Origin of the sequence: Thiobaca trueperi (assembly GCF_004342175.1) — a bacterium.
GTDB lineage: Bacteria > Pseudomonadota > Gammaproteobacteria > Chromatiales > Chromatiaceae > Thiobaca > Thiobaca trueperi.
This window is the reverse complement of the sequence record NZ_SMAO01000001.1, coordinates 383,961-397,002: the sequence shown is the minus strand read 5'-3', so window position 1 is coordinate 397,002 and position 13,042 is coordinate 383,961. Positions and strand designations below refer to the sequence as shown.

General features: G+C 65.9%; 13 protein-coding genes. 6 read left to right on the top strand and 7 right to left on the bottom strand.

The window, feature by feature from the left end; genetic code table 11:
- Positions 1–135: 135 nt before the first annotated feature.
- From EDC35_RS01805 to EDC35_RS01780, 6 genes are all read left to right on the top strand, one after another.
- Positions 136–1,704, top strand: coding sequence for a cobyric acid synthase (locus tag EDC35_RS01805; protein ID WP_132975140.1), 1,569 nt, complete (start codon positions 136–138; stop codon positions 1,702–1,704).
- Between the two features lie 217 nt (positions 1,705–1,921).
- The gene (locus tag EDC35_RS18640; RefSeq protein ID WP_207896049.1) at positions 1,922–2,551 is read left to right on the top strand and encodes a hypothetical protein; all 630 of its coding nucleotides are present in this window, start codon (positions 1,922–1,924) and stop codon (positions 2,549–2,551) included.
- On the top strand, positions 2,548–2,913 hold the full coding sequence (locus EDC35_RS01795; RefSeq protein WP_132975138.1) for a magnetosome protein MamC family protein: 366 nt from the start codon (positions 2,548–2,550) through the stop codon (positions 2,911–2,913). Before EDC35_RS18640 ends, EDC35_RS01795 begins: the two co-directional genes overlap by 4 nt.
- The gene (locus tag EDC35_RS01790) at positions 2,910–3,101 is read left to right on the top strand and encodes a carbon monoxide dehydrogenase (protein WP_132975136.1); all 192 of its coding nucleotides are present in this window, start codon (positions 2,910–2,912) and stop codon (positions 3,099–3,101) included. Before EDC35_RS01795 ends, EDC35_RS01790 begins: the two co-directional genes overlap by 4 nt.
- Complete coding sequence (locus EDC35_RS01785; protein ID WP_132975134.1) at positions 3,098–3,472, top strand: hypothetical protein; 375 nt, start codon at positions 3,098–3,100, stop codon at positions 3,470–3,472. Before EDC35_RS01790 ends, EDC35_RS01785 begins: the two co-directional genes overlap by 4 nt.
- A gap of 214 nt (positions 3,473–3,686) precedes the next feature.
- Positions 3,687–5,792, top strand: coding sequence for a heavy metal translocating P-type ATPase (locus tag EDC35_RS01780; RefSeq protein ID WP_132975132.1), 2,106 nt, complete (start codon positions 3,687–3,689; stop codon positions 5,790–5,792).
- Between the two features lie 102 nt (positions 5,793–5,894).
- On the opposite strand, the gene EDC35_RS01775 is transcribed toward EDC35_RS01780, so the two are convergent.
- From EDC35_RS01775 to EDC35_RS01745, 7 genes are all read right to left on the bottom strand, one after another.
- Positions 5,895–7,151, bottom strand: a complete 1,257-nt coding sequence (locus EDC35_RS01775) for a DUF4857 domain-containing protein (RefSeq protein WP_132975130.1) — start codon at positions 7,149–7,151, stop codon at positions 5,895–5,897.
- Between the two features lie 124 nt (positions 7,152–7,275).
- Positions 7,276–7,881, bottom strand: a complete 606-nt coding sequence (locus tag EDC35_RS01770) for a hypothetical protein (protein WP_132975128.1) — start codon at positions 7,879–7,881, stop codon at positions 7,276–7,278.
- Between the two features lie 23 nt (positions 7,882–7,904).
- Positions 7,905–10,022, bottom strand: a complete 2,118-nt coding sequence (locus EDC35_RS01765) for a TonB-dependent receptor plug domain-containing protein (protein ID WP_132975126.1) — start codon at positions 10,020–10,022, stop codon at positions 7,905–7,907.
- A 102-nt stretch (positions 10,023–10,124) separates the two neighbouring features.
- Positions 10,125–11,003 (bottom strand): energy transducer TonB, encoded by an 879-nt coding sequence (locus tag EDC35_RS01760; RefSeq protein WP_132975124.1) that lies wholly within the window; start codon positions 11,001–11,003, stop codon positions 10,125–10,127.
- Positions 11,003–11,428 (bottom strand): ExbD/TolR family protein, encoded by a 426-nt coding sequence (locus EDC35_RS01755; protein ID WP_132975122.1) that lies wholly within the window; start codon positions 11,426–11,428, stop codon positions 11,003–11,005. Before EDC35_RS01755 ends, EDC35_RS01760 begins: the two co-directional genes overlap by 1 nt.
- Positions 11,425–11,820, bottom strand: a complete 396-nt coding sequence (locus EDC35_RS01750; RefSeq protein WP_132975120.1) for an ExbD/TolR family protein — start codon at positions 11,818–11,820, stop codon at positions 11,425–11,427. The genes EDC35_RS01755 and EDC35_RS01750 overlap by 4 nt, the downstream gene beginning before the upstream one ends.
- The gene (locus tag EDC35_RS01745; protein ID WP_132975118.1) at positions 11,810–12,652 is read right to left on the bottom strand and encodes a MotA/TolQ/ExbB proton channel family protein; all 843 of its coding nucleotides are present in this window, start codon (positions 12,650–12,652) and stop codon (positions 11,810–11,812) included. Before EDC35_RS01745 ends, EDC35_RS01750 begins: the two co-directional genes overlap by 11 nt.
- Positions 12,653–13,042 lie beyond the last annotated feature (390 nt).

The window sequence follows — 13,042 nt, the reverse complement described above, 5'->3', positions numbered from 1 at the left end:
CATTTGCGCCTTGGTCCGGTCTCACCGGCAACGAACAAACGTCGGCGCTGACGCGGTTTAGATGATGAATCTTTAATTCGGCCCGTATTCGCCAAAGATGGTGAATACGGGCCTTTTCGTTTCGAGACTGAACCGATGACCGATTCCACTCCCACCATCACCATCGATCTGCCGCCACTGCAAGACCACGGCCCGCGCCGCGCGCGCGCGCTCATGATCCAGGGCACCGCCTCGGACGTGGGCAAGAGCATGCTGGTGGCCGGACTCTGTCGCGCCTATACCCGTCGCGGGCTGGTCGTGCGCCCCTTCAAGGCGCAGAACATGAGCAACAACGCCGCCGTCACCATCGACACCGATGCCCCGCCCGGTCCCGACGGTGAGCCGCCGCGCGGCGAGATCGGTCGCGCCCAGGCGCTCCAGGCGCGAGCCTGCGGGGTCGCGCCCTCGATCCACATGAACCCGGTGCTGCTCAAGCCGCAGACCAATATCGGTTCGCAGGTGGTGCTGCGGGGGCGTGCGCTCGGCAACTGCCCGGCGCGGGTCTATCACGAGATGCGTCAGGGACTGATGCCGGCGGTGCTCGATTCATTCGAGCGGCTGTGCGCCGAGGCCGATCTGGTGCTGGTCGAGGGCGCGGGCAGCGGCGCCGAGGTCTATCTGCGCCGCAGCGACATCACCAACATGCACTTCGCCGAACGCGCCGGGGTGCCGGTGGTGGTGCTCGGCGATCTGGACAAAGGCGGCACCATGGCCTCGCTGGTCGGCACCTGGCTCCTGCTCGACCAGGCGGATCGGGAGCGGGTGGTCGGCTACATCGTCAACAAGTTTCGCGGCGATTTCTCGCTCTTCGAGCCGGCCTGCGAAACCATCACTGCACACACCTCCTGGCCCTTCCTGGGCATGGTGCGCTGGTTCGAGGACGCGGGCCGCCTGCCCGCCGAGGACTCACTGGCGCTGGCGCGTCCGGCCGAGACGACCGGCGGCACGCTCAATGTCGTCATCCTGCGTCTGTCGCGTGTCGCCAACTTCGACGACATGGATCCGCTCGCCGCTGAACCCGCCGTCAATCTGCGCTGGATCGAGCCGGGGCAGCCGATCCCCGCTGAAACCGACGTCGTCATCCTGCCCGGATCCAAGGCCACCCGCGCCGATCTGGAGGTTCTGCGCCGCGAGGGCTGGGACATCGATATCCTGGCCCATGTGCGCCGGGGCGGTCGCGTGGTCGGACTCTGCGCCGGCTTCCAGATGCTTGGCCGTGTCGTGCGTGACCCGCTGGGCATTGAGGGCGAACCGGGCGAGACGCCTGGACTGGGCCTTCTGGATATCGAGACCGAGATCGGTGGCGACAAGCGGCTGATCGAGATCGACGGCCAGGAGCAGCGCAGCGGTTGCCGCATCACCGGCTATGAAATGCACATGGGGCGCACCAGCGGCCCCGGACTGGATCGCCCCTGGCTGCTGCTCGACGACGGCAGGGGCGAGACGCGCCCCGAAGGCGCCATGACCGCAGACGGGCGGGTCATGGGCGGTTATCTGCATGGGATCTTCGGCGCGGACGCCTTTCGCGCGCACTGGCTGGAACAGGCCGGGGCGCAGGCCGCCCGGATCGACTTCGAGGCCCGGATCGAGGCCGCGCTGGACGCCCTCGCCGATCACTGCGAGGCGTGTCTGGATCTGGATGCACTGCTGAAGCTGGCCCGCTGACGCTGTCTGGCGTGACATGCTCTGTTTCAAGGATGGGCGAACCTTGCGGTGACCAACGACGCCCGGCGCGACGCTGTTCAGGTTGATGTCGGTTCGGACCGACCCATTGCGCGCATTGCAGAGATATTTATAATGGTAATGAAAATCCATCTTATCTCTAATAACATGTCGGGCGTCGCGACAGGGCGATCACCACGAGGTCAACGGAGAATCCAGCATGAGTGAGTATCAAAGGGGCGCGGGTGTGGATGGCGCGTCGGAGTCGGGTTCCAGTCGGGAGGCTCAGGGGCAGGACGGCGCATCAGAGGCGATGCGCGGACACTGGCGACCCGAAGCAGGCGCCCCCGCCGATCAGACTGGAGCGCCCCAGGGCGGGGTGGGCGGTCAATGGGACGGCGCAACATCGCGCGGTCATGATTCTGCTCCGCATCAGGGCGCGACGATGCATCAAGGGGGCTATGGCGGCTATGCGCCACCGCCGCCCGGCATGTACCCGCCACCGGGAATGTACCCGCCGCCCGGCATGTATCCGCCACCGGGCATGTACCCGCCGCCCGGCATGTATCCACCACCGGGCATGCACCAGGGATACGCCTATGGTGCGGCGCCGGGCGCCGGGAATGCCCCTGGTCCTCGTGTGAGCGATCTGATGGAGGAGGTTGCCAGCGGCGGCAATGGTCTGTCCACGCTGTCCAGGATGCTGAATTTCGACGATCCGGATTTCTGGAAGGGCGCTCTGGTGGGGGCGGCGGCGGTGCTGCTGCTGACCAGTGACTCGGTGCAGCAGGCGCTTTTCAAGTCCGGTAACGGCAAGGAAAATGACAATCGACCGGAGTCGGGCAAATGAGCAGCGATAATCCAGTGTATGCCCCGTCCCCGGTTGGCGTGCCTCACATGGTTCAGCCCCAGAGCGGGCCGGATTGCGCCACCCTGATGCGCCTGGCGACCATGGGCGCCATCGTTGGCGGCAGCGCCGCCGCCGCGCGGCAGATCCGGCATTTTCAGGCCGGTCACCAGACACCCGGGGCGGCCCTGGCCGAGACCGGCAAAGCGGCGGTCACCGCCGGTCTGGCGACCGCCGCCGCCGGAGCCATCGCCAACAGTTTTGCCGACCAGGGTCTGGCCCGGCTGGGGCTGATGTTCCTGGTCGGCACGGCGGTTGTCTATGGTATTCACAGTCGCCTGTCAGACAGCGGGGATCGATCATGAGCCACCCATCCCAACAGCAGCGCCGTCATGGGGTCACAAAGAAGCTCGTCGAGGGTGCCGGCGGCTTTCTGGCTGGGGCCGCTCTGGTGCTCTTTCTGCGCGGTCTCGCCAAACGGCGCAACACTCGTCAGCCCGCTGCCGCCCACGACGGAACCATGCCTCAAGCCACTTCTGGAGATTCAGTATGAGCCAGCATTATTATCAGCCGCAGTCAGCCCAGCCCCAGCCGGGCACCGGCCAATCCGCAGGCGCTTATCCGGGCCAGGGTCAGGCGCAGGGGATGGGCCAGCCCTATCCCTACGCCTATCCGGCCTACTACCCGCAACAGCAGACCAGTCCCTCGCTGTTCAGCATGCCGAACGACCGTTTCCTCAAAGGTCTGCTGATTGGCGCCGCCGTGACCTATCTCGTGACCAATGAGCAGGTGCAGCGCACCGCCATCAAAAGCATCGTCAAGACCTGGTCGCTGCTGCAGGGCGGGGTCGAAGAGGTCAAGGAACGCTTCGGCGATGCCGTGGCGGAGATGCATTACAGCGAGCAGCAAAACAAGAAGGATTGAAAACAAGCGGGCTTGAAAATAGGCGGGCTTGAAAATAAGCGGAATTGAGTCGCGTCACTCAGTTTCCCGCTTGCAGCCACTGACCCTCGCACGCAACGGCGCCGCCGTTGCGATCCTGGCTGTGCATGCGGCGGCCTCGCGGGCCTTGCGCGCGGGGCAAGCCGCTCTCGAATGACTGATCGCTGGTGGTTGACCGCCAGCAGGCGAGGGCATCATGACCTCTATCTCTTACCACATTCTCCATGACCTGCCCGGACGTCTGCGCCTGCGCCTCCCGCAGCTTGCCGGCCCCGGGGTCGCAGAGCCCGTGCGCTACTGGCTTGAGGCGCAGGACGGTGTCGAGGATGTGCGCATCAACCGCAGCGCATGCAGCCTCGTCATCGACTACGATCCCCGTCGGCTTGCACGCGCCCCGCTGCTTGCGCGGCTCGCCGCCTTCAAACCGCAGCATGGGTCGGGCAGCACGCCGGAAACCTCGGACGATCCGGCCGTCACCCCTCTGGTCAGAAGCGTCGTGACCATTCTGTTGCTGCCGCTGCTGCCGCGTCCGGCCCAGCGTGTCGCGACCCTCCTGAACATCGGCGCCAAGCTGCTCAAGGGGGCGGACACACTGATCCACCGGGGCGTCAAGGTCGAGGTGCTGGACGCCCTGGCGGTTGGTCTCTCGGCGAGTCGGGGCAAGCTCTACACCGCCAATATCACCGATTTTCTGCTCACCCTTGGCGAGTATCTGGAAGAGCGTACCCAGCAGCAGTCCGACCGCCTGCTGCGACGTCTGCTGCGTCCGGCGCCGACGCTGGCCTGGGTCGAACGTGACGGCCAGCTCGTGCAGGTGCCGGGCGATCAGGTCCGTCTCGGCGAGATCCTGGTCGTGGGCGTCGGCGAGACCATCCCGGTCGATGGGTATGTCGTCGATGGCATGGCCCTGGTCAACCAGTCCGCCGTCACCGGCGAGGATGTGCCGGTGGCGCGCGAGGCGCCCAGGCGCGTGGTCGCCGGTTCGGTGCTGGTCGAGGGACGGTTGCGCATAACCGCCACCCGGGTCGGCGATGACACCACGACCGCCCGCATCGCCCGCTTCATTCAGGAATCGCTTGATCAGGCATCCGACACCCAGCGTCTGGCCGATGAGCTTGCTGACCAGCGCGTTTATCTCACCCTGGTGTCGGCTGGCGCCGTCTACGCCTTCACGCGTGATCTGACCCGGGTGCAGTCGGTGTTTCTGGTCGATTATTCCTGCGCCCTCAAGCTCGGCACCCCGATGGCCTTCAAGTCCGGACTCTACCGCGCCGCCAATCACGGCATCCTCATCAAAGGCGGTGAGGCCATGGAACGCCTGGCCGGGATCGACACCCTGGTGTTCGACAAGACCGGGACGCTGACCCGCAGCGAGCTGGAGGTTACCGATGTCATCGTGCTCGATCCCCGGCACGCCCAGTCCGAAGAGGCGCTGCTGGCCGTGGTTGCCTCGGTCGAAGAGCACGCGACCCATCCGCTCTCGCAGGCGGTCGTCGAGGCGGCGCGTGAACGCGATCTGCAACACATCTCGCATGGCGAAGTGGACTACATGGTCGCCCACGGTCTGAGCGCCCAGCTCGATGGCTGGCGCATCATCGTGGGCAGCCGCCATTATCTGGAAGAGCATGAGGGCATCGGCTTCGAGCCCCACGAACCGCAGATCGCCAGTCTGCTGGCAGAGGGCAAGACACTCCTCTATATCTCCAGCGAGCGCGGCCCCCTGGGTCTGATCGCCCTGCGCGACACCCTGCGCGCGGACGCCGAGGCGACCCTGCGGCGGCTGCGCACACTCGGTATCGACCGGCTGGTGATGATCTCGGGTGATCGTCAGGAGAAGGCTGAGGCGCTGGGTCGGACGCTGCGGCTCGACCAGGTCCACGGCGAGGTGCGTCCCGAGGAGAAGGCCGCCCTCATCACCGCGCTTCAGCGCGAGGGTCGCAGGGTCGGCTTCGTCGGCGACGGCATCAATGACGGCCCGGCCCTGGTTGCCGCCGATGTCGGTATCGCCATGTCACGCGGGGCCGATCTGGCGCGGGCCAGCGCCGACATCGTGTTGACCGACGACCGTCTGTTCGCCGTCGCCGATGCCTGCGAGATTGCGCAGGGCACTCTGCGTGTCATCCGCACCAACTTCAATGCCACGGTGGGGATCAACACCGCCATCATGGCCGGTGCCGTGCTGGGACGGCTCTCACCTGTCGCCAGTGCCCTGCTGCACAACGGCACCACGCTCGGGGTGCTGGTCCATGCCCTGCGCGGGGCGCGGGTGACTGGTGCGGAGCGAGCCATCAAGGGCGATTAGTGCAGCCTGTGCAGATGCGCCGAGACCGTCTCTAATCGTGTTGTTCGTTGTCGTTGTCGTAATCGTCGGCTGCGAATCTTCGATTACGACAACGACATGGCGTCAGGTTTCGCGGCTGCGCTCGGGCGGGATCAGGATGAGCGCGAGCAGGCCATAAAGACCGCTGAGGACAACAAGTAAGAGATCCCCCCTGGCCCGGTTTGGCGGGATGTCGCGCCGCCGCAGCACCTCCAGGGCCAGGAGCAGCGAAAAGGCGATGCCGATGCCGGCCGCCAGGCCGTGGAAGCGGGGGCTCAGGCCCAGATAACGGCTGTCGGGGTCGCGCAGCGCCACATCGAAAGGGACCAGGATTTCCCAGATCCGATCCATCAGGCGCGGCTGCGCCATCGTCACCCGGCGTGAATACCGATCGATCGGCTGGAAGTCGCGGTTCATGGCGACGGCGTGGATGGTCGTCCGGTCGGAATAGATCGCGGTGCGCTGGAGCGGATCGAAGAGGATCTTCAGCTCCATGCTGTCCGGGCGATAGCCAGGCAGATCCAGGGGGATCAGGGTGTCGTTCTGCTCGGCCATGAGGAAGATCCGTCCGTCTTCGGTCAGCAGCAGTCCGCTCAATTCGCGTCGCGGATTCTCGGCGACCTGGATGTGACGCACGTCCATCCCCTGGGGCAGGGGCACCGGTTTGATGTCGGGAGCGCCGTCGATGCGTCTGAGATGAAAGAGCGCACCCGACGCATCGAGCAGGAAGTAACCGGCATCGAAGGGCCTGAGGATGGAGACGCGCCCGAAACTGGCCTGGACCGGGAAGCGGAACCCGGCGTGTTCGAGCGCCTGGGTAAAGGTCGCGGTCAGTTCGGGATTGAGCCGGTTGGTATCGCTGTCGATGAAGCCGAGCCGCTCACCGGGTCTCAGGATGTCCTCCGGAAAGGTCAGTCCCGCGCGCGCTGGTCTGGATTCGAGCAGCGGAAAGAGCGGGATGCGCGGTGCGTGCTCCGGCAGCTCATCGGGTTTGAGTTCCATCACCTGGCGTTCGGCGACGATGGCCGCCTTGTCGAAGGTGCGCCCGCCCAGCTTGAGCGGCAGCCGGCCCCAAGGCTCCATGTTCCTGTAGTCGATGAAGGGGATGAGTGTCTCGAATTCCTCGCGGCTGTAGTCCCTGCCGTCCTGGTCGCGATAGACGAACTGGTGCCCCTCGTCGAGCAGTTCGGTATAGACGAAGCGCTCAATCACCGGGCTGTAGAAGAGCTGGGTCTTGCCAAAGCGGTATTCGAACAGCAATCCCTTGAGCTGGGGCAGCCAGACGGCGAGCAGAAAGACGACGAGCAGCAGCAGCGAGAAACGGGCGAGTCGGGCGGTCATGGGGTCAGTTCAGTTCCGGTGACGATAGCGGTGCGCGAGTTGATCGACTTGGATGGCGGGCATTTTACGAGTTGTCAGGTGCTATCGCTTTCCAGCCGTGCAACCGTCGCGCCCAATGTTCCGCTCAGGGCTGTCCGGCTGCATCGGGGCTGCCCGACTCCAGCCGGTAAGCCTGATGACAGGCGATGCAGACCTCCTGCACCCGATGCAGTTGTCGCAGGCTGTGCAGCGGGTCGTTGCGTGTCACCGCATCGCGACCGACCTCGGCGATGCCCTCGCGCATCTGGAGCATCATGACGCGGAAGGGTTGCGGAAGATTGCGCCGCATGCGCTCGAAGCGACTGGGATGATGACGGCGACCATCGTCCGCCGGCGCCGGGGCGCTGTTCCGCTCAGTCATCGGTGGCGCGGGCGAGTGATCCCCGGACGCCAGCATCCGCGCCCGTTCGAGCGGCGGACGCACCTGTTCAGCCAGTCGCTGAACGGTCGTCATGTCGCCCTCGATGGCCGCGTTCAGGGTCGCCGTCGTGTAGACCAGGAACCCCCGCATCTCCTCCAGGAGATGTTCTCTGTCATCCTCTGGCAGGTTGACCGGCATGCGTGTTCCGGATTCCTCCGCCAGCGCGCCGGCTGGCAGACCCAGGGCCGTGCATAGCACCAGCGTCCGGGCAAGACGTGCGCCACAGCGGGCGGGCCGCTGTCGGGATCGGCGATGGGCTCTCGATGTCATGAATGGCTTGCTCGCTTGATGGATCAGAAGGTGTAGCGCACGCCGAGATAGGCATAGGGGCCGGGATCCGAGCCCAGACCGGGATCGATCTTCTCGTCGAGCAGGTTGTCGATGCCGCCGTAGACCTCCACGCCGGCCAGCATCGGCGGCGTATAGCTCGCCTTGAGATGGACCAGGGTGTAGCCGGCGGCGGTTTCGGTGCCGTTGCGCCCGGAGTAGTCCTGTTCGCCTGCATAGCTGACGATGGTTTGCAGGAGCCAGTCCGCGCGGTTGTAATCGAGGGTCAGACTGGCGAGGGTCTCGGGGGTGTTGAGCAGCGGATCGCCGGTCTCGCGGTTCTCGGCGTTGAAGCGGGTGAAGGCCGCGCGGGCCCGCAGCGATGGGGTCAGACTGATCGACCCTTCCGTTTCGACACCCTGGATGCGCGCCTCGCTGATATTGCGAAAGGTGTTGTAGGTCAACTGGCCGCTGCCCTCGCGCACCGTTTCGATGCGATCCGTGACGCTGGTGTGGAAGAGGGTGACGCCGTAGTCCCAGGTCGCGGCCCCGCCGGCCAGGCCGATCTCGAAGGTATCGCTTGATTCGGGATCCAGGCTGTGGGCGCTGGTCTTGCCCTGGTCCGGATTGATGACCTCGGCGCCGAGCATGGGGACACCCTGCGGATTGACCTGGTCGACATAGAGACTGCGATCATCCGGCGCCTTGTAGCCCTGGGCAAAGTTCGCGCGCAGTCGCGCCAGCGGCGAAAGCGTCCAGATGCCGCCGGCCTGGAAGGACAGATGCGAACCGCCGACCGAGTCGTCATCGTAGCGCGCTCCATAGACCGCATTCAGACTCGGCAGGATCTGCCACTCATGCTGCAGGAAGGCCGAATCGAAGGTGCGCGCGTCGACATCGTAGGCAGTGGATTCCACGTCGTTGTCGCGGTGCTCCAGACCGCCGACCAGGGTATGGTTCGCGCCCGGTCGCCAGACGCTGGTCAGCTCGTTGACCCATTGCGTCATGGTGGATTCGTTGATTGAGCTGGCCGAGTCATTGCGGGTGGTGTAGCCCAGATCGGCATAGTGGACGGCATAGACCACACGATCCTTGTCGTAGCGGCTGTGGTGCAGGCGATAGCGCAGATCGAGCGTGTCGAGCAGCGACCAGTCGAGCGTCAGGGCGGTATCCAGCCGTTCGTTGTCGTCATACTGGCGCGCCGGGATGTTCGCCGCCTGGATCGCCTTGCCGGCGGCCAGGATATTGGTCGCGTAGCGGCTGCTGATATAGGTGCCCTCGCGTTCCTCGCGCATCGCGTTGAGATCCAGCGTCAGCCTGACATCGGGGGTCGCCTGCCATTCGAGCGCGCCGCCGATGGTGTCCACATCGGCCTGGTCGCGGTAATCCACATCGACCGCATAGCTGTCCGCGAGCCCCTTTTTGATCTTCGCATTGGGATGCCTGGAGGGCGCGATCTGAACCCCGGATTGAGGCACGGTCACCTGCGCCGTCTCGCGCTCGGCATAGGGGTCGCGATGCAGATGGCTGGCATAGAAGCTGAAATTCAGCGTTTCGTTCCCGCCCCGCAGATCCGCCGCGAGCATGCCGCGCGCGCCATCGCCCCGGTCGTTGGCCCCGTACTGGGTATCGACGCCGCCCTCCAGCCCGGCCGCCGGGCGCCTGGTGATGATGTTGACCACACCGCCCAGTGCGTCGGCGCCGTAGAGCATGCTGGCCGGACCCCGCACGATCTCGATGCGGTCGATCATGGAGGCGGCGATGCGCTCCAGCTCGAAGGTGTTGCTGAACTCGCCCTTGATCCGGCGTCCGTCCAGAAGATAAAGCGTATCCGATCCGCCGAGGCCACGGATCTGCAAGTTGGTTCCGGAGGGGCTGACATAGAGTCCGGGCGCCAGATCGAGTATGCCACGCAGCGTGGTTGCGCCCGCCGCCTTGACATCTGCGGAGTCGATCAACTGGATCGGCGCCGGGGCGGTGGTGATGTCGTGCAGGGTGCGGGTCGCGGTGGTGACATAGACCGTCGGGAGGTCGATCGATGTCTCGCTGGCGGCGCCCGCCAGCGTCTGGACCGAGCCCAGCGCCAGCAGGACAAAAAAACGAACCGACGGACCAGCGGTCGGGGTTTGAGAGGCGGTGTTCATGCGGATGCTCCGAATGCCTGGATGGAATCTGGCTGCCGATACCGCATCGGGGCATTCGGTGGCTGGGATGTATTCATGATCATGCTGGGTGCCGGTCTGGCATCAATGCAGATGGAAGCTGATCGGCACCGTGACGGTGAGCTGAGTCTGGCTCATGCCGGGCGGAAAGGCCGGCATGGGGCTGGCGCGCTTGAGCATGGCAGCCACCTCCTGATCCAGCAGCGGATGCCCGGATCCGCCGACGATGCGGTGAGAGAGCAGGCGTCCGCGCTGATCGATGGTGAATGACACCTTGACCGTGCCTTCCTGACGCAGCCGGCGGGCCCGATCCGGATAGCGTTTGTGGCGGTTCAGCCAGGCGACCAGACGACCCTGATAGTTCGCGACCCCCTGGCCACCCGCGCCGCTCCCCCGACCCGCTCCCGTGCCAGCGCCGCCCTTACCAGTGCTGTTGCCCGTTGCCCCCGTCCCCATGCCGGCGTCCTGACCCCGTCCGACAGCCCTGACGCTGCCGGTTGCCGGTTCGGTCGCCTTGATGGTCTCTCGCTGGTCGTTGCGTCGGGCGGGAGGCGTGGCCGGTACGGGTTTCGGGGGCGAAGCCTTCGTGATCTTCGGCTTCGGTTTTGGCTTGGGTTCGTGCTTGGGCCGTTCGATGATCGGTCGGGCAGGGGGCACGGGAGGCGGTACGATCTTCCGGACTTCGACCTGTTCCACCCGCTCGGTCTCGCGAACGGGCGTCGGACTGTCGGTGGCCGCCAGCGCCTGGACCGGCTCGGCCGCCAGCGGCTCCAGCATTTGGGTGCCGCGACCCGCGCCGCCTCCCGAAGCCCCCTCCGGGGCGCCCGTCTCGCCCAGGTTGATGACGATGGCCGGCGCCGGTCGGGGCGTGCGCGGCTGAAGATTGACCGCCGTGACCAGCGCGGCATGCGCGAGCGTGGCGAGGCTGAGGGCGAACAGCCAATGACGCGCGCGGATCTCCATCAGCGATCCATCCTGGTGGTGACGAGCGAGACCTTCCCGATCCCCGCCGCCCGCAGCAGGTCGAGGGTTTCACGCAGCGCCCCGGCGCGCACCGTGGCGTCGGCCTTGAGGGTCAAGGTGGCTCCGCTTGATGCACCCGAACCGCCCGTCGATGCCAGCCAGTCCGCGATGTGTGCGCCCAGCGTCTCGCGGGTGAGGATCTCGCCATCGAGTGCGAGTCGGCCATCCGCACTCAGGAGCAGCACCCGCGCCTGGTCGTCGGCATCGCGACCCTGTGCCGAGACCGGGGGTTCGACTGCCAGTGGCTCGGCGGGACTGATGCGTCCGACGATCATGAAGAAGATCAGCATCAGAAAGATGACATTGATCAGTGGCACGAGATGATCGTCGTCCTGCGCGCGGGGCCGGGTACGGATGAATCTCATCGCAGACTCAACTCCTGCACGCCCGCCGCAGCGATGCCATCCATGACCGACACCAGGGCCTGCAACTCCAGGTCGGGATCGGATTGCAGCACCACCGAAAGATCGGGATGGCGGGCGCGATGGGCCTCCAGGGTCGGGATCAGCAGCGCGGGATCGAGCGGCTCGCCATTGAGATCCAGTCCTCCGTCGGCATGGGCCCGGAGCAGAACCGCCGGTGCGTCATCACCGGAGACCTCGCCGGTGATGGCGGTCGGTGTGTTCAATGGCAGGGCGCGCCACGAGTTGAAGTGGGAGGCGACCAGAAAGAACAGCAGCAGGATGAAGACCACATCGATCAGCGGCGTGAGACTGATCGTCCGTCGCGTCCGGCGGGCCTGAAGCTCAAGCCGCATAGCCGACCCCGGGAGCGGCCGCCTTGCGCGGGCTCTGCTGTCTGCCCGGCGGGCTGAGATCGCGGGTGAAGACCTGAGTGACGGCGTCTTCCATCCGGTGTCCGCAGCGATCCACCCGGCGTTCCAGCCAGGTGTGGGCCAGCACTACCGGAATGGCGACGGTCAGTCCGACCGCCGTAGTCAGCAGGGCTTCCCAGATGCCGCCGGAGAGGAGTGCGGGATCGACCCGTGCCCCGGCGGTTTGGAGCTGTCTGAAGGCCTCGATCATGCCCAGCACGGTGCCGAGCAGTCCGAGCAGCGGGCTCAGGGTGCCGATGATCTCCAGGGCGCGCAGATAGCTGCGGAGCTGCTCCATCCGGGCACTGGCGACCCGCGCCAGCTCTTCGCGCAGGATGGCGAGATCGACCCTGGGCTGCTCCAGTCCGTCCAGCGCCAGATGGACCAGTTGCGCCACCGGCTGGGGGCTGCCGGCCACCAGTGCATGCGCGGAGCGGGCGTCGTGCTGCCGCCAGTGCCGCAGCGCCGTCTCAACCGGCTCGCGCTGGTCGAGCCGCAGTTGGCGGAACTGCCACAGCTTGAGCAGCACGATGGCGAGCGCGACCGTCGAGAGCAGTGCCAGAACCACGACCACCGGGCCGCCAGCATCCACGAAAGCGCCGATCTGGGTCTGCGCGGTCGTCAGCCAGTCGGCGGGGGCATCGGCAGGCAGCAGGTCGGTCGCCGGTGCGGGAATGGGCGCCGCGCCAACCGGCCCTTCGCTCGGCAGCGGAGAAGCTGTGGGCATGATCGGCTCGGCAGCCGGTGGTGCGACATTGGAAACGGGGTCGGGCATGGCGTGGATCCTATGGCTGGCGCTCGCCGGTTGCCGTCGGCGGCGGAATGTCGGTGATCGATGTCACTTGAAGCGTTCCACCGGTCGTCGTCAAAGCCGACAGGAACAGGAATGTCAGCGCCTTTGGTCGTCGGCATCTGCGAGCGGAATACCGTGTCACGTTCAATAATAATAATTCTTGTTTATGATAAACCGGATTCCGGCTGGCGCTCAATCCTGGATGCGGCGGCTGAACGGCTATCATGCGTCGAGGTCGTTGTGGATCTTGGCATCCAGATAGGACATTGCCGCGCTCAGGGTGAGATCGGAGATCGGATATCGCCGCGATCCGGGGCTGGTCGCGCGCGAGGGGGATCGTGATGCCGCCGTATCGCCCCAAATAGCCGGCGC